Consider the following 21,782-nt stretch of genomic DNA (forward strand, 5'->3'; position numbering starts at 1 on the left):
CAAGACTCTTTGTTATTCTAAATGTGAGGAAATGCTCAAGCATTCTATTAAATTATTAATACATTACTTGAAGTTTGACGATATTCCCATTCCTGGAGCATTCATACCTTGATTCAGCAACGCCATATCATTTTCGATCGAGAGTCGGTAAAGAATTGGGAATGACTTGCTGTATAAGGGTTTGGAGTTGGCTTACCTGTCAACTGTTGAAAGTTGAAAGTTGCATTCTGTTGGGAAATGGGTATTAGTAGAGTTCGCTCTCCAACTGTCAACTGTCAACTGTCAACTGTCAACTGTTGAAAGTTGTATTCTTGTTGGAAATTGGTATTAAAAATCGCCGACATATCCCCAGACGAGGCATTTGTCGAGGGGATTTTTCGTGTGGTGGCGGTTGATTTGGTCGGTGCTGATTGCTTCTACTTCGCCGTTGGGGTAAAGAATGTGGATTATGTTGCCACTGACGAAGGCCAGAGGATTTTCTTGACAAATGTCAGAATTTCTGATCGGAAAGTTCGTTTTTTTCATGTCCATCGCCCTGATTGTGTTTGTAGCGCATTCCCCTGTATTTACATAATCTTTGATTTGCGACATTTTTTATGTGATTCTACGAATGTCGATGTGTGATAAAACTACAGGCTCATAGCGATCTAAGTCACATCATGTGGGGTGGGAGCGATCGCCCATCGAGCTTCAAAATACTATAAAAATGCTGATGTGAGGGCATCGCCCTCGGAAAACCCAAATAATTATAAAAAATCCGCAGTCGGGTTTTTGCGTAAGTGCTAATCTGATACTGTCCTTAACCCTATCCGTACAGATTAAACACCTTGGCTAAACAACGAATAGACACTTTATTGGTAGACCTGGATTTATGTACCTCCCGACAACAAGCTCAAGCCTTGATTCGGACTGGCCAAGTCTCGATCGACCAACAGGTAATTGACAAACCGGGCACTGAGGTTGACATTGCAGCCAATATTTTGATTAAACAGCGATCGCGCTACGTTTCCAGAGGCGGCGACAAATTAGCCAAAGCTTTAGAAATCTTTGCAATTCCCGTCACGGACAGAATTTGTCTGGATGGGGGTATTTCCACAGGCGGTTTTACCGACTGTTTGCTGCAAGCCGGCGCGGCCCTGGTATACGGGATCGATGTTGGCTACGGTCAAGCTGATTGGCGCTTACGCAACGATCCGAGGGTAATTTTGAAAGAACGCACCAATTTGCGCTACATGACTGCTACGGAGCTTTACGGAGACTCACCGCGAGCAGATTTGGCGGTAGTAGATGTGTCGTTTATTTCGCTGGATAAGGTTTTACCGGCGCTGTGGGAATTGTTGGCACCACCGCGAGAAGCGGTATTGTTGGTAAAGCCGCAATTTGAGGTGGGGCGCGATCGCGTCGGGAAAAAAGGCGTAGTCAGAGACTCGGCAACTCAAGCCGATGCGATTTTTCAAGTGTGGAAGGCAGCTACAGCTTTAGGATGGCAGGAAAGAGGCTTAACGTGGTCGCCTTTACTTGGCCCGGCCGGTAATATCGAGTATCTTTTATGGTTGGGGATCGATCGCGAACAGGAACCAGACCAAAGTGCGATCCTCTTCGAGGGCTGCGCTAACGAAGAGGGTGTTGTGAAGGAACGGATCGCACAAGTCGCAAAAGCGGCCGCCCAGGAACTTGTCAAGTGATTTTAGATTTTAGATTTTAGATTGACTGCAAAATGTCAAACTAATCAATTTTAAGACTCAAATGTGGAGAGCCAGATTTATCTAAAATTTTAAATTGTTTTGTCAATCAGACTCCTAAACTTTCACAAGAGTGAATAATTCCATGCAGCCATTAAAACAAGTCGGTTCAATTTTCTTGTACGTCCTAGGTGGCATAGGTTATCTGGCGATTGCAGCTATTATTGTAGGCGTGTCAATTCTCATCAAGTTCGCAGCTCTGCTGCTGGCAGATAAATTATTATATACAATTCTGATTATCGGTGATTTGTTGAGGGGCATCGAAATTATTGAACTGTTAAATATATTGGTATTTGCTTTTATCGGCATGGGATTTGGCATCGCGACAAAACTGCTACATCCTAAATACAGTCGCCAAATTAGTGCGGCTTTGTTGATACCTATAGTTCCCATAGTTTTCATGAGTACGCCAGCCATCAGATATAATTCTTGGCTGGACAAAGTAGCGGAATCGGATAACTTATCGCCGACGGAAACTGCAACATTAACTAACTCATTTTTGAAGCGAAAGGTAGGAGTGGAGCGTTTTCTCGGTTATTATGTATATACCGGTCAGTTTCCGGTGATTCCCACAAAACAATCTGAGATGAAAGACCTCGACAGCTTTGAAAAAAAGGTTAATTCGAGATTTGTGCAGTTAACTGGTGTTGCTCCGACGATTGTTTCTTGGTCAATGCGGGTTTGTTTTTGGCTGATTAGAATATTTTACTTTTGTATTGCGGTAATTGCGACGATTGTTCATTTTAGGGAAGGTGTGAGAATCGCCGGACGATAAGAATATAATCCGCATTAGGTTTGTAGTGAGGACTTCAGTCCTTAAAAGTTTGTAGTGAGGACTTCAGTCCGCATTAGGTTTGTAGTGAGGACTTCAGTCCGCATCTCTCATGACTAGGACTCACATTCCGAACGATCGAACCAAGTTGATGATAGCTCAATCGGATGTAGTATTATTGACAATAGCTGCTAGATATCGATCGCCTTTTTTTAATTACCAATTTTGAATTCTTGCTGCAAGCGATCGATAATTGTATTGCGCTCGATGGTAGCTAGAATCTCTTGAATGACAGTATCCTGTCCCAGAGGGCCCCAGGTGCAGCCTCTTTCTAAATAAACTTGGGCGGCGCGACCGACAGCGTAGGTTCCGTAGGCTGCTAAACTAGCTTGAGTGACAGCGACTCCGGCGAAAGTCGAAAAGCCGATTTGTGGGGCGACAGCGGCCGCACTTTTCCCAAATCCCAAGAGGAAACTGCTACCTAATTCTCCCAAAAGTACGCCGCCAGCGCTGGAGAAAATAGTTTGCCAAAGTTTGCCGGCTTCGTAACCAGTCATCGGTAAACAGTAAAGTCTGGATAAAGAGCGAATTAAGGCTAAATCTGCGACTGTTGCGCCCATTATGTCTAGGAAAGCAACGGGATTTAAGCCTACCGCCAAAGCTTTATATTTGGCAAATTGCCAGATTAAATCCTCGGCTTCTGTTTGTCGCAATTTGAGCACTTGATGGGCAAGATTTGTTTCGGCATCTCTAGCTTCTACTAAAGCATTAAGTGCGAGGAGCGATCGCCCTTCTCTGTTAAGAATTGTCAAAATTGTGTGCTTGAGTTCGTCTATTTGGGGAGGCGGGGACTCCCATTCGTGAGTGACACTTCCATCTGACCATTCTACCCGCACTTGTACCGGTGCGGGTTCGGCGGCTACCATGACTATTTCTAAGGATTTGGCAATTTTAGCGGGTGGTTTTGCTGTAGATTTAGGAGCAGGGATCTTATTTTGGCGATCGTCCAAATCGTCCAAATCTTCCTTATCTGTTACCGCATCGGCTGCTAGCTGTTCGGAATTTCCCAGCGCTTGCAAACTTTCGTAAATAGCTTTTCGGTCTAATTCTGGATACAGGTCAATTTTATTAAAAACTAAAATTAGCGGCTTTTGAGCAGTTTGTAATTCGCACAAAGCTTGATATTCAGTACGAGTGATATCGCCAGCCACAACAAATAGAATTAAGTCAGCTTGGCGAGTTACTTGTTTCGCCATGTCGCCGCGCACTTCCCCGCCAACTTCATCAAGTCCGGGAGTATCAATTAATTCTACTTGAACCCCCCGCTGCCCCCCCTTAGCAAGGGGGGGTTCCAGAAGCCCCCCCTTAGCAAGGGGGGGTTGGGGGGGTTCTACGCTGTCAAGGAGGGGTAAAGGCACACTCCAACGTACCGAACGCGGCCACTGAGTCACGCCGTTGAGGGGGCCTGTTTGCAGGATTTTTTGACCTAACAGCGCGTTTAATACCGCTGATTTGCCGCGACTTACTAGCCCGAAAGTAGCAATGCGAATGACATTATGGTCGAGTTTTTCGGAAGTGGAAGTTAAAATATCTAACTGAGTTTGCAGCGCGGCTTCTAATTCTGTGTTGTTCGAGTTTTTTTTGCCTTGGCGCAGGTAGGAGTAGCGCGCGAGGGCTTGGCGCAAACTGGCGCGGGCTAGGGATAGGCGATTTTCTTGAAGGGAATTGTCAGCCATTGGCGATCGGCTTTTTTAAGCTATGTAATTGAGCGTGGAAATATAACATTCTATTTCTTATTTTAATACAATTTTTGATAAATTTTATGACTTACCCAACTGTCCCACGAAATCAAGGTACGTAGTTGCGCTTGAGCGCTCTTTCATCATAATAAGAGAAGAGCGCTAAATCTGAGGTACGTAGTTGCGCTTTAGCGCTCTTTGACATACATAATAAGAGCGCAAAGCTCGCACAAACAAGGTACGTAGTTGCGCTTGGGCGCTCTTTCACATATATAATAAGAGCGCAAAGCTCGCACAAACAAGGTATGTAGTTGCGCTTGAGCGCTCTTTCACATATACAAGAGCGCAAAGCTCGCACAAACAAGGTACGTTGTTGCGCTTGGGCGCTCTTTCATCATAATAAGAGAAGAGCGCTAAAGCGCAACTACGTACCTACTAAACCCCAGATGTCTGAGGCGACAGACGACTTGCAATTTGGTTGACGAAAGATTGCAAGAAGGAAACTTGTTGATTTTGCTGAAATACTGCTTGCAAAGTCTTAGTCAACTGATTGAGACTGAAAATGCCTTTGGCCGCATTTTCCAGTTCTTGATTTTGGAAATATTCAATCAAACTTAGTCCAGCTATTCTGGTAAAATAGGCTGCACTAATTCCCTGCACTGCGCCTCCGGCTGCATAGGTAACGGCATTGCTTTTGAGCAGTCCAGTAATAGTTTGGGTAGACACTTCTACCAATCCCAGTTTGAACATTTGGGTTGCCAAAGTTGCCGCGACTGTCTTAGCTTGGTCTAAGGAAAACTGTTGCTTGTAGATAGCGCCGAGGTCGATTACCAGTTGGGTGCTGATGGCGGTTGTGGCTAGCAAGTCTAAGGCTGGAACCGGGTTAGCAAAAACGGCGGCGGCGGCGATATACTGATATTGTTCGATGATGGGCATTGCCCGATCGCGCCTGACGCCATTTAATAAGGTTTTTGCTTCTAATTTAACCGTTGCAGCCTCGCGCACTGCACTCGCCCAGACCAACTGTTGCCGTTCTTCAGTTACGATTTGAGTCAATCTTGCTGTCAGCGGTTCGAGTTGAGAGACTTGAGTTTCAATCCGTTCTTGAACAGTGCCGTCCGCTTGGTGCTGCCGCACTTTAATCGAATTGGGGGAAGCTGCGATCGCAATTATATCTTCTGTCCCCAATATTCCTTGCATTCTTTGGTGCAACTGCTGCAAAATTTGTGACTGCTGCGCTGGCAAATATTGGTCTAGTTTGTTCAAAACTAGCAGCACGCGCTGACCTGCGGACGCTAGTTGAGATAATGTTTGAAACTCGGAATCCGTGATATCGCCCGCCGTGACAAACAGCACTAAATCACCGCCGATTTTGGCATCGGAATTTGTGGTATTGGCAAACAGCGGTACTGTTTCTGACAAAATCTGCTGTTGTGGCTGTTGGGATGCCCACTGAGAGTTTAAAACTTGAATTAAGGCAGTTTTACCGACTGATTTGCCACCAGTTACGGTAATCCGCAAATCTTGTCTGTCTAATTCGGCTTTGAGTCGATCGAGCTTTGCGGTTAGATGAGCCGGATTTACCGAGTTTTGAGCTTCTGAGGCGAGCAATTTAATTGCTGCTTCGGCAGTCGCGATCGCTTTTTCGGCTGCTTCCCGCTTGGCCAGGGGCTGCGGGAGTTCGAGTTCGAGTGTGGGAGATTGTTGTTTCCACCACCAATACCCCGCACCGGCAGCCGTCAAGCCGATGAGTGCCGTTTCTCCCATTTCTGAACCCGAATGCTGTAGAGTTTCCAACAGCCACAGCGCTGCTGAAAGTCCTATTCCGCCTATCAAAATTGGTCGCCGCAAGTTAAGTGTCATTTTTCCCTTCCTGTGGGTATTATCGCCAAGCTTAACCTTACCGGGCTTGGTCTCCCTCCCTATATTCCATCGTACCTCTGCGACATCCAAACTGCCGATCGGGCGATCGGGCGGATTGCACCCTAAACTTTTTTCACCAGTGCAAAATCAACTTAATAGAGTAACCGCAGATGCCAAGGAGATAAACACAGACAAACGCAGATGATTTCCTGATGGGAAAATGAAAAATATGGTGTCAGAAACCGGGTTTTTTAACTAAATACTAGCCAAAAACCTTCTATCGCGAAAAACCCCGGTTTCTTGAACTTCGTTAATCTTTGAGAAATCGGACAGATAATTGACTAATCTCCCAGACAAATTCCCAAACCGCGGGCCGTTTTAACCAAAGTACCATCGAAGTCTACAGGTCTGTATTTGGCGATCGCATCTTCCAGCGGAACACTCACAACTTCCCGCTGTTGCCAAGATACCATGCGGTCAAATTTCTTTTCGGCAACTAAATCAACTGCTGCGACACCAAAAGCCGAAGCAATTAATCTTTCTAGCGGAGAAGGCGTTCCTCCGCGTTGAATGTGTCCCAAAACTGTGACGCGAGTTTCTGCACCGCTACAATCAGAAATTGTATCAGCTAAATACTGACCTATGCCACCTAATCGACTTTGGCCTAAGCGATTTGTGTGCATTACTAAATCGCCTGCTTCTGTCCGCACAGCCTCCGCTACTATAATTAAACAGTAGTTTTTTCCGCGTTGTTGGCGTTCTTGAACTTTGGCGCAGATTTCGGAAATTTTGTAAGGAATTTCGGGAATCAGAATTATATCAGCACCGCCAGCAATTCCGGCACTAATCGCAATATGTCCGGCATCGCGTCCCATGACTTCAACAATCATCACGCGGCTGTGACTGGCCGCTGTAAAATGTAAGCGATCGAGTGCTTCTGTGGCAATATTGACAGCAGTATCAAAACCGATCGAACGCTCGGTAATTCCGACATCATTATCAATAGTTTTAGGAATAGCAACTAAATTCAAATTGCCTTCTTTAGCAATCTTTCTGAGAATGGCGAGACTGCCATCGCCACCAATCCCAATTAAGGCATCCAAACCTAGTTGATGATAGCCTTCAATAATATCATCAGAGCGATCGCGCAAAGTTCCATCCGGCATCGGGAAAGCAAAAGGATTGCCCTCATTGGTAGTGCCTAGCATCGTACCGCCAATAGTCAGCCAAGAATCTACTTTCTCAATATTCAAGGGTGTAGCTTCAGGAGGGCGACTCATCAACCCTTTGGTGGCTTGACGAATGCCCATCACTTGCCAATTGTATGTTCCCGTCGCGCGGTAAACAACGGCTCTAATCACGGCGTTTAAGCCTGCACAGTCACCCCCGCTGGTGAGAATGCCGATACGTTTTTGTTCTCCCATAATTTAGCCAGACTTTTGTTCCTCAGAACACGGTTGATATTTTTAGATTCCGATTCGTTCAATCCTGATTTTCGACGTAAGTAGTTACAAATAAACCTTACTCTGTAACAGAATGTAAAGCTATAATAACCTTTGTAATTGCTTTCCTTCGGATCGCTCCGCTAACGTTTCACTTTGTTTCACTGGCAATAACATACTTATGTATCTTCAAGCTTCAGCGACCTAATTGAGCAGCTCATCTCTGATGCACCCTACAAGCTTGATAGCCAACTTTCGTAGCGTCCCAAATCACCGTCTCAAATACAACATAAATTTTACTTGGGATTGAGGCGTTTAGAAACTTGGTTAACGATACCGCTGAGAATTGCACCGCCCATGAGAATACCGAGGGCAGGATTAAATACGGGCTGCCAAAGACTGTACCATAAATCGAAACCGAGATTTACGCCAGTCGATCGCCCTGCAACGGCGATCGCAAACCACGCAAAAATCGCCAAGACGAAAAACACATCAGCGACTAAAATCAAGTTGAGGAAGTTAAGAATTTTATCTTTCATGGTCGAGGATTCCTTTTTGAGTGTATGTGTGTCAACTTTTGACAAGCGATTGTTCAACAGTTGACAGTTGACAGTTGACAGTTGACAGTTTGAGAGCGACCTCTACTTAGAAGAAAGAGGATTGAAGTAATCAATAGTCCGATTTTAATTTCTCCCACTCCGGCGGGCGGGCTTTCAACCAATTCTTTCTGGTAAGGGAGCCGATGGATAGCTGCAACAGACGATCGAATCAAGATAAAATAAAATATCATTCAATTGTTTTCGCATACTTGTGGTCAAAATATGGTTCGTTATACACTTCCTCAAAGCCCCGAAATTATTTTAACCGTCAAAGGGAAAGATTCAGCGAAAGCCCGCGAAGAAGCAATGGATAAGCTGATGCTGCTGATGGATGAAGGTAAGCTACCTACAGAGCTCGCAGAAGGATTTGGGCCCAAGCAGTTTGTTGAAGTTATCGAAGATGCTGCTGTGTCTGACGGTGAGGACGCAATTACTGAAGCAGTGCAGATTTTGAGCAATTTGGCAAGTCTCAAATTGAAGGTGATGGAATCGCGGGAAGAAGCCCTAAAAATCCGGGAGGCGATCGATATTTTGTTTACAGATGAGCCTGTGAGTGCCGAGGAAATAGGTCGTCTGAAAGACGGTTTTAAGGTTCTCAAAAACTTCGCGCAAGCTAATGTCCGCTATCGAGAAGCTAGGGGCAAAGCTGAGGAAGCTCGGGCAATTCTGGACGAAGCTTTGCAATCTGTAGAATCGGAAAAAAAGGCACAGAAATCAGCGAAATAGTAGCTAACTGTAGGCAGGGTAAGCGCACGTTAAATAGTAGCTCAGGATACAGATTAATAAGCCAGATACTGAGGTTAAAGGTGCAATGCTAAAGGTTTGTTAGATTTCCTCGCTTCGAGGCTGACACAAGGTAACACTGGAGGGTATTCCCACCTCTTGGTTACCGTTATGTCTCAAGGATTTGCGCCCGCTGCCCGCTGTTGAGCTGCCCACACCTCGTGCGGTTCCCTTAGAAATATCAGCCTTAAGCCAAGGATTAGTAGACTGTTTTAAATCCGTCGAAGATCGAGCGAGTCGAACGGGGACAATGGCATCCTTTATCCGATATTCTGATCGTGGCGATTCTCTCCACCATTGCAGGCGGACAAAGCTCTTAAGCCATGGTGGAACTCTATGGCAGTAGCAAACAAGCTTGGCTCTCCACCTTCTTAGCACTCCCCAATGGCATCCCCAGCCCAGATAGCTTTCGGCGGGTGATTGAACGTCTCCACCCCAAACAGATGGAAGCCGCCTTCGATAACTGGGGGCGTTGCTGATTTACGGTATGAAAGGCTAAATAGGTCTGTCATAGAAACCAGTATCCACAAAGGTTTTGGATTTTAAACTTATTTTTTTCATACCATGATTAAGCAACGCCCAATATTTTAATAGAAATAGCAAAGAAAGAACACTCTTGACTGAAGTCCCCCGAGCCGCTTCCCTAGGAAGGACTAAAGTCACGCTTGTTTCCCGCATCCGGTATTGATTTTTATGAGCGATGACTATATGGTGAAGGTATTAGTCGCAGCGCTCCCTGAACTCTCTCAAAGTAGCAGTCCTACAACCTAGATGGCAAGTGCGTTAAATGGTATTAATTTGTGGGGTAGGCTTGCTGTGCCTACCCCTGTATGTATGTTGCTATTAGGCTAGGCGCGAACGCTCCTTTCTTTTTTGCTACCTTCAAAGTCTCGAGCCGACCCAACTTCGTAGCCTCCTGTCCGCAAGCGGCGGTCTAAATCGCTGGCTTCGGGAGAAGTTTTTGTGGCTTCTTCGATTGTCACTCTACCTTCAAGTACGAGTTTGTAAAGATCCTGGTTGATAATCTTCATGCCTTCGTAGGTGTCATTTTGCATCAACCGGAAAGCTTCATCATCATCACCTTTCATCAAGTAATCGTGCATGGCTGGCGTGTTCACCAAAATATCGTGAACTGCGACGCGGCGGTTGTCAACTGTTGGCAGCAAAAGTTGGGCAATTACTGCTACTAAAGAATCGCAAATTTGAATCCGCATTGCCTGCTGTTCCTCGGGCGGGTAGAGGTTTAACAAGCGGTTAAGAGCGTTGATGGCGCTGCGAGTGTGGAGGGTTCCCAATACTAAGTGACCAGTTTGAGCTGCTTGCAAGGCTGTATTGATGGTAACGCGATCGCGCATTTCCCCGATCAGGATGACATCGGGGTCTTCCCGCAAAACTGCCCGCAAAGCCTGCTGGAACTCGTGGGTGTGCAAGCCGACTTCCCGCTGGCTGACCAAGCATTTTTTAGAAGGGTGAATGAATTCGATCGGGTCTTCAATTGTAACTACGTGCTTCTGTTCCGTCTGATTGAGGTGGTCGATCATCGCAGCTACTGTTGTCGATTTCCCTGAACCCGTAGGCCCTGTAATCAAAATTAATCCTTGCGATCGCAAAATGATCTTTTTGAGAACGTCGGGCAACCTCAAGGAGTCGATAGTGGGTATTTCTAAACTGATTAACCGCAATACTAGGGCGCCGCCGCTGAGGGAATCAAAACAGTTTAGCCGACACCGCACGAAGCCTGGGTAAAAAATTGCTGAATCTAATTCCTTGGTAGTTGCAAACTGTTTTCGCTGTTCGGGGGTGAGAATTTCGGCTAAGTATTGTTCAAAAATTTCTGGCGTGACTTTGGGGTGGGTGGTTGCTACTTGCATCACGCCCCGAATCCGAAATCGAGGTACTTGGCCGACTCGAATGTGAATATCGGAAGCCGAGGCGCTATGGGCATCTCTGACCATTTGTTCGATCGTACTTATGGGAGTCTCAACAGCCCGCTGATGATGATGCTGCTGCTGTTGCTGCTGCTGTTGCTGCGCCGGCGGGTGTGCAGCAGGCGCCGGGGGTGGTGGTGGTGGCGCAGGAGTTGCAGCCAAGGGTGGCGGTGGCGGGGGGGTGCGGCGGGCTTGAGGGTCGGGTTTAACTGGTGTAGGATTGTTTAATGGGTTCATTTTTTAGTCTCCAGTCAGTCGATTTTAGATTTTAGATTTTAGATTTTAGATTAACTCGCAGGTTTGAATCTGGGAGTTTCAACTATGGTCTAAAATTTGGGGATTGACCGTGCGCGATTCAGTGTCGGGATCTTGTATCCGTTATTGGGCGGGGTCAAGGTATGAGTGAAAAAATTCCCGATTTATAATCTAATCGCTCGCTTGCTAATTCGGTGCCAAATGCTGAGAATATTTTACAATTAGGCTTGATGGGCGATCGAGTAATTAACAGTTTTAACTTCTATGAACATCCGTCACAAAATTGCCGATTGGCTCGAAAATCGGGCTGTTACTCCTGCCTACGCGGGTTGGCTGCTCTCAGGGATGACGGTGTTCTTTTTTGGATCTGCTACTAATACAATGGCTGGGTGGCTGTACGCGCTCAGCGGTGGCAGTTTGGCGCTGCTGGTAGTAGCTGCGGTTTTGCCTGCAAAATCGCTGCGTTCCTTGGAAGTGCGCCGCCACCCGATCGAACCGGTGAGTGCTGGCGATAAAATCACCGTGGAACTAGAAATCGAAAATAGCGCCCGCCAACCTAAAACCTTGTTGCAAGTGGTAGACATCTTACCGTTTGTATTGGGAAAAGAGCTTGTCCGCCCGATCGAGATCGTAGAGCCTAAAAGTATATACAGGGATACATACTACTTGGAAGTCCGGCAGCGGGGCGTCTATCGCTGGCAAGAGGTGCACTTGAGGACTGCCGCGCCTTTAGGGTTGTTTTGGTGCCGTCGCAGCCGCCCGGTAAAAGCGGTGGCGGTGGTTTACCCGCAGGTTTTGCCGTTGAGCACTTGCCCTTTGATCGATCGCATCGGTCAAGAAGACAGTCCGCAATTGTACGATCGTAGTCGATCGCAAACCGCTACCGAAGGCCTCACCCGCAACCTGAGACCTTACCGTCACGGAGACCCCACCCGCCTGATTCACTGGCGTACCAGCGCCCGCTACGGAGAACTGCGGGTGAGAGAGTTAGAAGTTGCAGCAGGCGGTCAAGAAATTATTATTGCTCTCGACAGCGCTGCATTGTGGCAACCAGAGGAATTTGAACGAGCGGTGACAGTAGCAGCGTCTCTTTACTTCTATGCTAGCAAGCGCCTGTTAAACGTCAAACTTTGGACGGCAGGAACCGGACTTGTATCGGGGAACCGGGTAGTTTTGGAAACTTTGGCGGCGGTTAATGCTGGGGAAGATGCGATCGATAGTCGATCGCAACTATCGATAATTTGGCTGACTCAAAACTCTGCAAGTTTAAACACTCTTACGCCCGGTAGTCGTTGGGTACTCTGGCCGAGTTCCACTGCGACGGAAACAGGCGAAAAACTGTTAGTAAAACACGATTTACCTGGTTTAGAAATTCGCTCTGATAGACCTTTAGAACTTCAGTTACAAGATGCTTTAGAAAGACCGATTAGTTATTAAGATTGAGTGGATGACTTTTTATGTATCCTATTAAATCCGGTGACAGCAGAATTGTCGAAAGTGCGATCGTCCCCGCTCGCCAGAGGAGATAACTTGCGAGCTCTTAAGCTCGCACTGGTAAAATCATGATTCTGATGCAAACGCAAACGAGAGGGCAAGCTTTTTCCTATTTAAATAACATATTTGGGGCGGACAATCTTAGCCCACCCCACAAGATTTTAATTGTAGAGAGTTGACGTACTCCTCGGCATGAATGCGCGAGGATTCTCAAAGGTTGCATGAAAGCGGGCTTTAGCCACGCCTTCATGCCTTCTTTTTCCTGCTTCTCGGATTCTTAACTAGACTGTTACCAGTCCCCGCCAGACCATCTCCACAGGCAATTTCTTTTATATCTACCGAGCGTCCCTCGGCGGATAATCCGCGATTACGAATAACTTGAGATGCTGCTACATCTCGATGCGTTGTATACCCGCATTCTGGACAGGTGTGAACTCGATTATTAAGCTCTTTCTTGCCAGTATGCGTATCACAATTAGGGCATACCTGAGAGGTAAAATCCTTATTTACTTTTTCAAAGTAAACCCCACGCTTCCAGCACACCCAAGCAAGAATCGCAACAAATTGACCAAAGCCAGCATCTAAAGTGTGTTTGCAAAACATACCTTTAGCCCAAACTCGAAAATCGATATCTTCAACAAATATCATTCCCGCATCTTTTACTACTTCGTGAGCCAATTTAAAATGCCAGTCTTTTCTAGTGTCGGTTACACGCTGATGTAGTCTAGCAATTTTTCGATTTAACTTATGGCGGTTGTTAGATCCCTTCTTCTTGTTCTTGAGCCGACGTTGCAGCAATTTCAGCTTGCGGTGTTCGACTGCTAGAAACTTAGGACGTTTAATTAATTTACCCTCAGAGGTTGCTAAAAATTGGTCTAAGCCTAAATCTATGCCAATCGGATATCCAGTTGCAACAGGCTCAGGCACATTAACATCACATTCTAGTGAAATTATGACGAAATATCCGCTAGCCTTACGAACGATTCGAGCTTGTTTGACTGCAAACCCATTAGGAATCTCCCTAGATTTTATGAACTCAACAACACCTAATTGTGGCAGCTTAATGCTATTTCCTTGGATGCAGTTTTTGAGCATTTGAGGAAATACAAATGACCGCATTCGGTATTTGCTTTTAAATCTCGGAAACCCCATACCCTTACGCTTCATGTCTAGGAAGGCTGTCTCCAGCTTTCTTAACACCTGTTGAAGCATCTTTTTGCGTTAACCGTTTTTAGTTCGGGAAACAACTCTTTAGCCTTAGTGAGCAAGGCAGCCTGAACATAATAATTTGGGTAGGGAGCATCAGCACGAATAATGTACTCGTTCACAATCGAGCAAGCATTAATCGAGCATTTACGAGAGTTAATCCAGTCCTTCCGTTCTCTCAATGCGTAGTTCCAGACCTTACGACAAATCACTAGAATTCGTTCGATTTGAGAAATCTGTTCTTTTGTCGGCTTTAGTTTGTACTCGTAACTGAGATTTAGCATGGTTATTGACCAACTCTACAAAATATTGTACCATTTTGTAGATATCGTGACAACAACAAAATCTTGCTGGGTGACTGGCAGCTTAAAAGCTGTGGCTAGCCTTCATCCGGGCCTTGAAAGGACGGGGTTCTCGATATGTTTTCTATAGTTTAATTTAAATGGCGAGCCGATCGCACTAATTTAGTGAACAGAAAATCCCAAATCCTATCACTCACTCAGTTTCCGGGAGAGTTTCGACGACATACTCCGGTACATACTCAGCCACCTTTTCAGGTAGATTCTCTGGCAATTTCTCCGAGGATTTCTCAGGTAATTTATAGGGCAAATTTTCCGGTGGATTTTCCAGTCTAACTCGCCGGATCGGCAGATTTGCGATCAGAGATGTGGCCCGCTGGTCGCTTTCTAGACCGAACTCTGACTCAGTGGTATCAATTTCCACATAGCGAGACACCACCTCTAGAATTTCTCGGCGCATAGACTCAACCATTTCGGGGCTGAGTTCTGACCGGTCGTGGGCTAGAACCAGTTTGAGGCGGCGTTTTACATCGTCGCGGCTGTTGTCAGGGATGCGCGGGAAAAGTCGTTCGAGAAGTGTGTATATCATGGTTACGGCGGGTTTGTCAATGGTTGGGCATAGGAAAAGTCAGTCGATTTTAGATTTTAGATTTTAGATTGGGGAATGACTTATTCCCGTCTGGTTTGGAGTCTGGGGAAGCAGTTTGATGCTTTTTGCGAAATGGTGTTACTCCGGGAATTTTTCGGCTAGTTTTTGCGATGCAGTGGCTGCTATTAAAGGTCGATCGCCAATAGGGCAGCACATCACATAATTTTAGTATTGAAAAACTTGCGGAGGCGAGTGAAAAACGTTTCCCGACGAGGAGTGAGATCTAAAAAATCAACTTTTTCGCCTTCTAAACGGCGGGCAATATTGTCGAAGGCAGTTCCAGCTAAAGAGGTCGTTTCCGACAATACTAATGGTTCGCCTCGATTGGTAGAAACGATGACCCGCTCGTCGTCGGGAACGACGCCTAACAGCGGAATGGCAAGGATTTCTCGCACGTCTTGCACCGACATCATATCATTTGCCAGCACCATTGCAGGCCTGATCCGGTTGACGATTAGCCTGATTTTCTTGACATTGTTGGCTTCCAGCAGGCCGATGACTCGATCGGCATCGCGGACAGCAGCGATTTCTGGAGTCGTGACAATGATGCCTTCTTGCGCCGGGGCGATCGCATTTTGGAAACCCTGCTCAATTCCAGCCGGAGAATCGATCAAAATATAGTCATATTTTGCTCCCAACATCCCCACAAGCTGCTTCATTTGGTCGGCGCTGATGGCATCCTTCATGCGAGTTTGAGCCGCCGGCAACAGCACCAAGCGCGGCTGCCGCTTATCTTTCACCAAAGCTTGCTCTAAGCGACACTCTCCGGCGAGAACTTCTAATGCCGTGTAAACAATGCGGTTTTCTAAGCCCAGCAGCAAGTCTAAATTTCTGAGGCCGAAATCGGCATCAATTACCGCAACTGTACGCCCCCGCTTGGCTAAAGCCATGCCGAGATTGGCTGTGGAGGTGGTTTTTCCCACTCCGCCTTTCCCTGATGTAACAACAATAATGCGAGCCATAAGCGATTTTAGATTTATTTGGAATTAGTCATTGGGCATTGGGCATTGGGCATTGGGCATTGGTCATGGGGCATTGGGCATGGGGCATTGGGCATGGGGCATTGGTTATTCGTTATTAGTCATAAGCAATTAATCTTCTGGCTTTTTGTCATTCGTTGGCAATTGTTTTGTGATAATTGATCGGCAATCTGTTATTCGTTGAATCAACTTAACACTCAAAACTTACAACTCTCATTTTTTCCAGGAATTCTCTCTAAATATGCACTCAATTTTTCATTTTTTCTGGATTCACTGATTTAGCTAAAACCAAATTATTAAGTGCCGACTTAAATAGAAATAGTATGACTAATGACTAATGACTGATGACTAATAACCAATTACCCATTACCGCCCATTAACTGCGATTTGTCAAAATCAGAGGCTCTACCGATCCGAATCCCCTGAGGCGTCACATAGGCGACTTCCGGGAAAAACTGAGCGGGTGAGGCTTCTGGGCCTCTGGCAACGTATTTAGCAATCCTAATCACCATCGGTTCCATCTGCAAGGTCATAATCACGCTGTTGGTGTTGCCGCCAGCACCCGCGTGCACGACGCCCCGCAAACGGCCCCAAACCAGGATATCGCCTCCGGCGACGACTGAGCCACCAGGATTTACGTCTCCCAAAAGTACGATCGTCCCTGGGTGACGAATTTCTACGCCCGATCGCACAGTCATCTGCAAATATAAAGGTTCCGCCAGCGATTGCGGTTTGTCGGCGGATTTACTCAGGGTAGAAACCGGAGGCTGCTGTTCTACAGAATAGCCTGCCGTAGCTGCGGCAACGGCCGTTTGGCGGCGGCTGGTGTGGACTCGTTTGAGTTGCAGTTCCGCTTCCAAGAGGGCATCGGCGATTTCTTGCAATTGGCGGATATCTAAAAGTCGATCGCTGCCCATCAATTGTACTTCGGCATTCGGCTGCCAAAAGCGTTCTCCAGCATTCAGCCTGACTTTTAGCTGCTGGCAAAGTTCAGTCCAAGTCGATGCCGTACCAGTTGCGGGTTCGTTGTTCGTTTCTGGGGGAAGTAGCAACAATAGCTGTCCGTCTTCAGTCTTGAGTCGGACTTGCAAATCTAAGCTAACTTCGGGTGTTGATTGAGGGGTAGCAGCAGCGGCTGTGGAGGCATCGGGTGTCATGGGACGGTTCGATCTCGGGTAGCGAAAGGTTAACATCAATATTAGCTTGAGTCGTCTTTGGCCTCAGCCTTTGGGGCGAAAAGTCGGGTTTTTTTATTTTTAACCGCAGGTAGGGCAATTTTCTTTCATTTTTGAACAAGATTTTTTTGATTCACCGCAGAGGGCGCAGAGTACGCAGAGAAAGAGAATTAAGAGAATAAAGTAGGTCTACACGGGAGCATCTCAATGAATGCAAAAAACATTTATTTTGACAGTCACATTGGTAGTAGTCACATTGGTAGTAGGGCGCGTCAGCCACTTCTGGCTCCCCACCTGAAAATTAGGCCCCTCGCTGACGCACCCTACAATATCTTTTGTCAAGTGCCATCAACTGTCAACTGTCAACTGTCAACTATCAACTGAAAATTACTATGCAGCAAATAGAACGTTATCGCGGCAGTCTAATCGGTTTGGCAGTTGGCGATGCTTTGGGAACAACTTTAGAGTTTTGTCGCCCCGGAACCTTTGAACCCATTAAAGATATGGTTGGTGGCGGCCCGTTTCGCCTGCAACCGGGACAGTGGACGGATGATACTTCGATGGCACTTTGTTTAGCTGAAAGTTTGATTGAAAAAAAAGATTTCGATCCAGTCCATCAATTAGAAACTTATCTGAAGTGGCGGCTACATGGACATTTGAGCAGTACAGGCAAGTGTTTTGATATTGGCAATACGGTGCAAGAAGCACTTTGGCATTTTAAAGATACAAAAAAGCCTTACTGCGGTTCAACTGATGCTTGGGCTGCTGGAAATGGTTCGATTATGCGTTTGGCTCCCGTACCTTTGTTTTATGCTAAGAATCCTTTAGAAGTCATAGAAAAATCTGGAGCAAGTTCTCGAACTACTCACGGTGCGGCTACTTGCGTCGATGCTTGCCGCTATTTCGGTGCTTTAATTGCGGGGGCTGTGAATAAAGTTAGTAAAGAAGTTTTGCTTTCGGAAAGATATTGTCCGATCGCCGAATATTGGGCCGCGCACCCGCTGGTGGCAGAAATTGATGAAATTGCGGCGGGTTCTTTTAAACGGAGACAACCTCCTGAAATTAAGGGTACTGGTTACGTGGTTAAGTCTTTGGAGGCGGCTCTTTGGGCGTTTTATAACAGTTCTTCTTTTGCCGAAGGGTGTTTGTTGGCTGTGAATTTGGGCGACGATGCGGATACAACTGGTGCAGTTTACGGACAGTTGGCGGGAGCTTTTTACGGCGAATCTGCCATACCACAAAAATGGATCTCGCAATTGACCGATTTCAGTCTAATTGCATCTTTCGCCGAACAACTGTTGACTGTAGGACTTACGCACGGGTGACTAGAAACCAAGTTTTTGTATGTCCGAATTAATGGAAATGCTCTTGCGCTCCTGGTAAGTTAAAATCTCTCTGGTTGTGATGTGCGATTTTGTTGAAGCCTCGGGTTTTGTTCGATCGCGATCGGGCGATCGATTTCGTCAAAATCTCAAAAGTTTAGTTTGATCCAGTTTAAAAACAAAAAGGTGCTTTATGGAAATTAAAGATTTTCTGAGTTTGCTGCATCCTGTTTTGGCTGTAGCGATCGTTTTTCCGATGCTTGGTATTGTGCTGAATATGGCTTGGCAAACTAGGCAGCGCCGCCAGCAAGTTGCCTCTGGGGATAAGAGCAAAATTCCCCCTGTAGTCGGCGGCGAACACGTCAAAGCAGGTAAAATTCTGTCGGGATCTGTGGTAGGAGTAACTCTGTTGGGTCTGGGCTACCCAATTTTTGAGCATATTTTGAGCAAGGATGTTTGGAGCAAAAACTCGTTTCAGGTAATTTTCATTATTCTGATGTTTGTTGCTACCATTGCCTCTTTGGTCATGTTATATCGATCGACACCTGCTATCTGGCGCGGCACATTTGCGACATTGACGGGTGCTGGCTTGGTGATTCTTGGCGCTCAAGATGGCGTTTTTCGGCGCAGCGATGAATGGTATTGGTCTCACTACTACATTGGCATCGCCGCTGCGTTGCTGATGGTTTTCTCCCTGGCGATAGTTCCAGACATTTATAAAGATCGATCGAATCGCTGGCGCACAGTCCATGTCATCTTGAACTCGATCGCTGTATTGCTCTTTTTGGGACAAGGAATGACGGGAACCAGGGATTTATTAGAAATTCCTCTGAGTTGGCAGAAACCCTATATTTATAGCTGTGACTTCCCAAATAAGACTTGCCCCAAACCGTGAGTCACAGTGCCAGCCATAAAAACTCGTGCTACAGAATAATTAATTATTACCGCTAGTACGCGGAACAGGTGCGTCGCCCTCAAATCGCCATGCAAGGGCTTAAAGAATGGCGGCGCGCCCTACAGAGATTGTTCGATGATTTTCAACAAGCTACATAAATACCTCCTAAGTATCTTGACATTTTGGGAAATCTATGCAGTAGATTTTTTTATCATTAATATAAAACAAATATTTGCAAATCTTAAGTTTTTATTAAACTTAAGTATTACAATAGTGGTAACTTTCAACTAAGTATTTATTCTCAATATCATGATAGCGGATCAATTTCCTTGGCTGACCGCAATAGTCATGCTACCCCTCGTAGCTGCCCTCGCCATCCCTTTTCTGCCCGATACAGACGGCAAAACTGTGCGTTGGTATGCCCTGGGCGTAGGCATTGCAGATTTTGTGTTGATGTGTTGGGTGTTTTGGACGCACTACGATCCGAGCATTTCTAGTTTCCAAATCGTTGAACAGTATCCCTGGATACCTTCTTTAGGTCTCAACTGGTCTATTTCGGTTGACGGATTGTCAGTGCCGCTAGTGTTATTGGCGGGATTGGTGACGACGCTATCGATTTTTGCTGCATGGGAAGTCGATCGCAAACCACGATTGTTCTACTTCCTAATGCTGGTGATGTACTCGGCACAAATCGGAGTATTTGTCGCCCAAGACATCATGTTGCTGTTCATTGTTTGGGAATTAGAACTAATTCCGGTGTACTTGCTAATCTCGATTTGGGGCGGACAAAACCGTCGCTACGCAGCTACCAAATTCTTGATTTACACCGCCGGCGCTTCTATCTTTATTCTCGTCGCTGCCCTAGCAATGGGATTCTACGGCGGAGGAAACGTTACCTTCGACATGGTAGAACTGGGCTTGAAGGACTATCCGCTAGGTTTAGAAATCCTACTTTATGCGGGATTGTTGATTGCCTTCGGCGTCAAACTCGCGATTTTCCCTTTTCACACATGGCTGCCTGATGCCCACGGTGAAGCATCTTCTCCTGTGTCGATGATTCTGGCCGGCGTGCTGCTGAAAATGGGCGGCTACGGACTGATTCGTTTGAATTTGGAACTGCTTCCGAAAGCACACGTTTACTTTGCGCCAATTATGGCGGTGCTCGGCGTAGTTAACATTATCTACGGCGCGCTTAACTCCTTCGGCCAAACCAACATGAAGCGCCGCTTGGCGAATTCGTCGATTTCTCACATGGGATTCGTGTTGTTGGGTATTGCTTCTTTCACCGATTTGGGAATCAACGGGGCGCTGCTGCAAATGATTTCCCACGGTTTGATCGCCTCAGTATTGTTTTTCCTGGCTGGCGTGACTTACGATCGCACCCATACCATGATCATGGACGAGATGGGCGAGATTGGCAAAGTAATGCCGAAAGTGTTTGCCTTGTTTACAGCAGGCGCGATGGCTTCTTTGGCACTCCCCGGGATGAGCGGTTTTGCTAGCGAATTGTCAGTTTTTGTGGGAGTCGCAACTAGCGATATTTACGGTACTTCTTTCCGCGCAGTAATCATATTCCTGGCGGCAGTGGGACTGATTTTGACACCGATTTATTTGCTCTCGATGCTGCGACAGTTATTTTACAACTGTGGAACATTGGCAGCTTGCGATTTAGAAGATCTAGATTTGCGGAATCAGCGAGAGAATATGGATGAAGCGGTTTGTTTCGGTAATAGTTGCGTTTTGCCTGGTGATGCAAAGTTTATCGATGCTCAACCTCGCGAAGTGGCGATCGCATTTTGCTTCTTGATCCCGATTGTCGGCATTGGTTTTTATCCGAACATGGCGATGCAGGTTTACGACGCGAAGACTGTGGCTGTTAACGCCGAAGTCCGCCAATCTTACACCCTCATCGTTCAACAAAATCCTCAGATTTATGCGAAGGGATTTTTGGCACCCAAAATTGCACAGGCTCCAACAGTACCTGCTTTGGGCAAAATTACCGGATCTGAATCTGCATCGGTTTTGGGTATTGTCAAATAATTTTATCCAATTCTGTTGTTGCTAAAAATAGAGCGATCGCTTTTGTTAAAGGGCGATCGTTTTTTTGTCGCATAAAGGAGTTAATAGTTGTAGGGGCGGTGCCCCCGTGCCCGCCCTCTTACTTGACAGTTGACAGAATCGTAGGGTGCGTCGCCCTCGAAAATTTATCGAGAAAAATCGACAATCTCATAGATCCGCACCGCGCATCGGGAGCATCAAGCGCGATCGCACTATAATAAAAAATGCTTTTTTCAAAAATGAGACGCACCTTAGACTTCTTGCGCTCATTCAAAAACTATTTTTATTTGAAATGAATCTGCGTCGAGCTGTATTTATTTGATTGACATTTGCGGTGGATCGATCGTATTATTTCGGGTCTATAGCCATAACAAAAACGGCTCGTAGTGCGGACTTAAGTCCGCTCTCCGGCTGCGGACTTAAGTCCGCACTACAAACGAACGAAGTTTATTATACCATTGACAAAAAGTATTCCGACCAAACAATTTTTGGGCTAGTTGTATCAACTATCGTATCAGGTGTGTCATCGCTCGAAAAGTCGATTGAATTTACAGATTTTTGATTGAGCCATACCCTACAAA

General features: G+C 46.2%; 16 protein-coding genes and 2 pseudogenes. 8 read left to right on the top strand and 10 right to left on the bottom strand.

Annotated elements, in window-relative coordinates:
- Positions 1–327: 327 nt before the first annotated feature.
- Positions 328–525, bottom strand: a complete 198-nt coding sequence (locus QZ938_RS00005) for a hypothetical protein (RefSeq protein WP_293363186.1) — start codon at positions 523–525, stop codon at positions 328–330.
- A 302-nt stretch (positions 526–827) separates the two neighbouring features.
- Here QZ938_RS00005 and QZ938_RS00010 point away from each other — a divergent pair, with 302 nt between their 5' ends.
- Both QZ938_RS00010 and QZ938_RS00015 read left to right on the top strand, forming a co-directional pair.
- Positions 828–1,685, top strand: coding sequence for a TlyA family RNA methyltransferase (locus QZ938_RS00010; protein WP_293143506.1), 858 nt, complete (start codon positions 828–830; stop codon positions 1,683–1,685).
- 142 nt (positions 1,686–1,827) lie between these two features.
- On the top strand, positions 1,828–2,517 hold the full coding sequence (locus QZ938_RS00015) for a hypothetical protein (protein WP_293143509.1): 690 nt from the start codon (positions 1,828–1,830) through the stop codon (positions 2,515–2,517).
- Positions 2,518–2,726: 209 nt separating this feature from the next.
- On the opposite strand, the gene QZ938_RS00020 is transcribed toward QZ938_RS00015, so the two are convergent.
- The 4 genes from QZ938_RS00020 to QZ938_RS00035 all read right to left on the bottom strand — a co-directional run bounded on the left by QZ938_RS00020 (position 2,727) and on the right by QZ938_RS00035 (position 8,097).
- A complete protein-coding gene (locus QZ938_RS00020; RefSeq protein WP_293143512.1) occupies positions 2,727–4,250 on the bottom strand; it encodes a DUF697 domain-containing protein in 1,524 nt (507 codons plus the stop codon).
- A gap of 438 nt (positions 4,251–4,688) precedes the next feature.
- Positions 4,689–6,116: a YcjF family protein gene (locus QZ938_RS00025; protein WP_293143515.1), complete on the bottom strand. Its 1,428-nt coding sequence runs from the start codon at positions 6,114–6,116 to the stop codon at positions 4,689–4,691.
- 341 nt (positions 6,117–6,457) lie between these two features.
- On the bottom strand, positions 6,458–7,540 hold the full coding sequence (locus QZ938_RS00030; protein ID WP_293346879.1) for an ATP-dependent 6-phosphofructokinase: 1,083 nt from the start codon (positions 7,538–7,540) through the stop codon (positions 6,458–6,460).
- Between the two features lie 314 nt (positions 7,541–7,854).
- Positions 7,855–8,097: a hypothetical protein gene (locus tag QZ938_RS00035; protein ID WP_293143525.1), complete on the bottom strand. Its 243-nt coding sequence runs from the start codon at positions 8,095–8,097 to the stop codon at positions 7,855–7,857.
- A 282-nt stretch (positions 8,098–8,379) separates the two neighbouring features.
- Between QZ938_RS00035 and QZ938_RS00040 the strand changes: the two genes are divergently transcribed.
- Together QZ938_RS00040 and QZ938_RS00045 are read left to right on the top strand one after the other, a co-directional pair.
- The gene (locus QZ938_RS00040; RefSeq protein ID WP_293143532.1) at positions 8,380–8,883 is read left to right on the top strand and encodes a hypothetical protein; all 504 of its coding nucleotides are present in this window, start codon (positions 8,380–8,382) and stop codon (positions 8,881–8,883) included.
- 380 nt (positions 8,884–9,263) lie between these two features.
- Complete coding sequence (locus QZ938_RS00045; protein ID WP_293143535.1) at positions 9,264–9,419, top strand: transposase family protein; 156 nt, start codon at positions 9,264–9,266, stop codon at positions 9,417–9,419.
- A gap of 369 nt (positions 9,420–9,788) precedes the next feature.
- Here the strand turns inward: QZ938_RS00045 and QZ938_RS00050 are convergent, their stop codons facing one another.
- Positions 9,789–11,105 carry a type IV pilus twitching motility protein PilT gene (locus QZ938_RS00050; RefSeq protein ID WP_293143538.1) on the bottom strand — a complete coding sequence of 439 codons (1,317 nt, stop codon included), beginning with the start codon at positions 11,103–11,105 and terminating at the stop codon, positions 9,789–9,791.
- A 282-nt stretch (positions 11,106–11,387) separates the two neighbouring features.
- Between QZ938_RS00050 and QZ938_RS00055 the strand changes: the two genes are divergently transcribed.
- Complete coding sequence (locus QZ938_RS00055) at positions 11,388–12,560, top strand: DUF58 domain-containing protein (RefSeq protein ID WP_293143541.1); 1,173 nt, start codon at positions 11,388–11,390, stop codon at positions 12,558–12,560.
- 303 nt (positions 12,561–12,863) lie between these two features.
- Here QZ938_RS00055 and QZ938_RS00060 read toward each other — a convergent pair.
- The 4 genes and pseudogenes from QZ938_RS00060 to minC all read right to left on the bottom strand — a co-directional run bounded on the left by QZ938_RS00060 (position 12,864) and on the right by minC (position 16,908).
- Positions 12,864–14,107, bottom strand: a pseudogene (locus QZ938_RS00060) (RNA-guided endonuclease InsQ/TnpB family protein).
- A 346-nt stretch (positions 14,108–14,453) separates the two neighbouring features.
- Positions 14,454–14,711, bottom strand: a pseudogene (gene minE, locus QZ938_RS00065) (cell division topological specificity factor MinE); the annotation flags it as partial.
- A 215-nt stretch (positions 14,712–14,926) separates the two neighbouring features.
- Positions 14,927–15,733 (bottom strand): septum site-determining protein MinD, encoded by an 807-nt coding sequence (gene minD / locus QZ938_RS00070; protein ID WP_293143547.1) that lies wholly within the window; start codon positions 15,731–15,733, stop codon positions 14,927–14,929.
- Between the two features lie 377 nt (positions 15,734–16,110).
- The gene (gene minC / locus QZ938_RS00075) at positions 16,111–16,908 is read right to left on the bottom strand and encodes a septum site-determining protein MinC (RefSeq protein ID WP_293143550.1); all 798 of its coding nucleotides are present in this window, start codon (positions 16,906–16,908) and stop codon (positions 16,111–16,113) included.
- Between the two features lie 353 nt (positions 16,909–17,261).
- Between minC and QZ938_RS00080 the strand changes: the two genes are divergently transcribed.
- The 3 genes from QZ938_RS00080 (at position 17,262) to QZ938_RS00090 (ending at position 21,183) form a co-directional block, all read left to right on the top strand.
- Positions 17,262–18,251, top strand: a complete 990-nt coding sequence (locus QZ938_RS00080; RefSeq protein ID WP_363318755.1) for an ADP-ribosylglycohydrolase family protein — start codon at positions 17,262–17,264, stop codon at positions 18,249–18,251.
- A gap of 190 nt (positions 18,252–18,441) precedes the next feature.
- Positions 18,442–19,143 carry a DUF4079 domain-containing protein gene (locus QZ938_RS00085; RefSeq protein WP_363318754.1) on the top strand — a complete coding sequence of 234 codons (702 nt, stop codon included), beginning with the start codon at positions 18,442–18,444 and terminating at the stop codon, positions 19,141–19,143.
- 309 nt (positions 19,144–19,452) lie between these two features.
- Positions 19,453–21,183: an NAD(P)H-quinone oxidoreductase subunit 4 gene (locus QZ938_RS00090; protein ID WP_293336396.1), complete on the top strand. Its 1,731-nt coding sequence runs from the start codon at positions 19,453–19,455 to the stop codon at positions 21,181–21,183.
- The last annotated feature ends 599 nt before the right edge of the window (positions 21,184–21,782 follow it).

Origin of the sequence: Microcoleus sp. CAWBG27, assembly GCF_020883145.1 — a bacterium.
Taxonomy (GTDB): Bacteria; Cyanobacteriota; Cyanobacteriia; order Cyanobacteriales; family Microcoleaceae; genus Microcoleus.

Coding starts and splice junctions, on each gene's coding strand:
- QZ938_RS00045 (WP_293143535.1), top strand. CDS start 9,264: ATGGTGGAACTCTATGGCAGTAGCAAACAAGCTTGGCTCTCCACCTTC.
- minD (WP_293143547.1), bottom strand. CDS start 15,733: ATGGCTCGCATTATTGTTGTTACATCAGGGAAAGGCGGAGTGGGAAAA.
- QZ938_RS00015 (WP_293143509.1), top strand. CDS start 1,828: ATGCAGCCATTAAAACAAGTCGGTTCAATTTTCTTGTACGTCCTAGGT.
- QZ938_RS00090 (WP_293336396.1), top strand. CDS start 19,453: ATGATAGCGGATCAATTTCCTTGGCTGACCGCAATAGTCATGCTACCC.
- QZ938_RS00035 (WP_293143525.1), bottom strand. CDS start 8,097: ATGAAAGATAAAATTCTTAACTTCCTCAACTTGATTTTAGTCGCTGAT.
- QZ938_RS00005 (WP_293363186.1), bottom strand. CDS start 525: ATGAAAAAAACGAACTTTCCGATCAGAAATTCTGACATTTGTCAAGAA.
- QZ938_RS00040 (WP_293143532.1), top strand. CDS start 8,380: ATGGTTCGTTATACACTTCCTCAAAGCCCCGAAATTATTTTAACCGTC.
- QZ938_RS00055 (WP_293143541.1), top strand. CDS start 11,388: ATGAACATCCGTCACAAAATTGCCGATTGGCTCGAAAATCGGGCTGTT.
- minC (WP_293143550.1), bottom strand. CDS start 16,908: ATGACACCCGATGCCTCCACAGCCGCTGCTGCTACCCCTCAATCAACA.
- QZ938_RS00050 (WP_293143538.1), bottom strand. CDS start 11,105: ATGAACCCATTAAACAATCCTACACCAGTTAAACCCGACCCTCAAGCC.
- QZ938_RS00020 (WP_293143512.1), bottom strand. CDS start 4,250: ATGGCTGACAATTCCCTTCAAGAAAATCGCCTATCCCTAGCCCGCGCC.
- QZ938_RS00085 (WP_363318754.1), top strand. CDS start 18,442: ATGGAAATTAAAGATTTTCTGAGTTTGCTGCATCCTGTTTTGGCTGTA.
- QZ938_RS00025 (WP_293143515.1), bottom strand. CDS start 6,116: ATGACACTTAACTTGCGGCGACCAATTTTGATAGGCGGAATAGGACTT.
- QZ938_RS00030 (WP_293346879.1), bottom strand. CDS start 7,540: ATGGGAGAACAAAAACGTATCGGCATTCTCACCAGCGGGGGTGACTGT.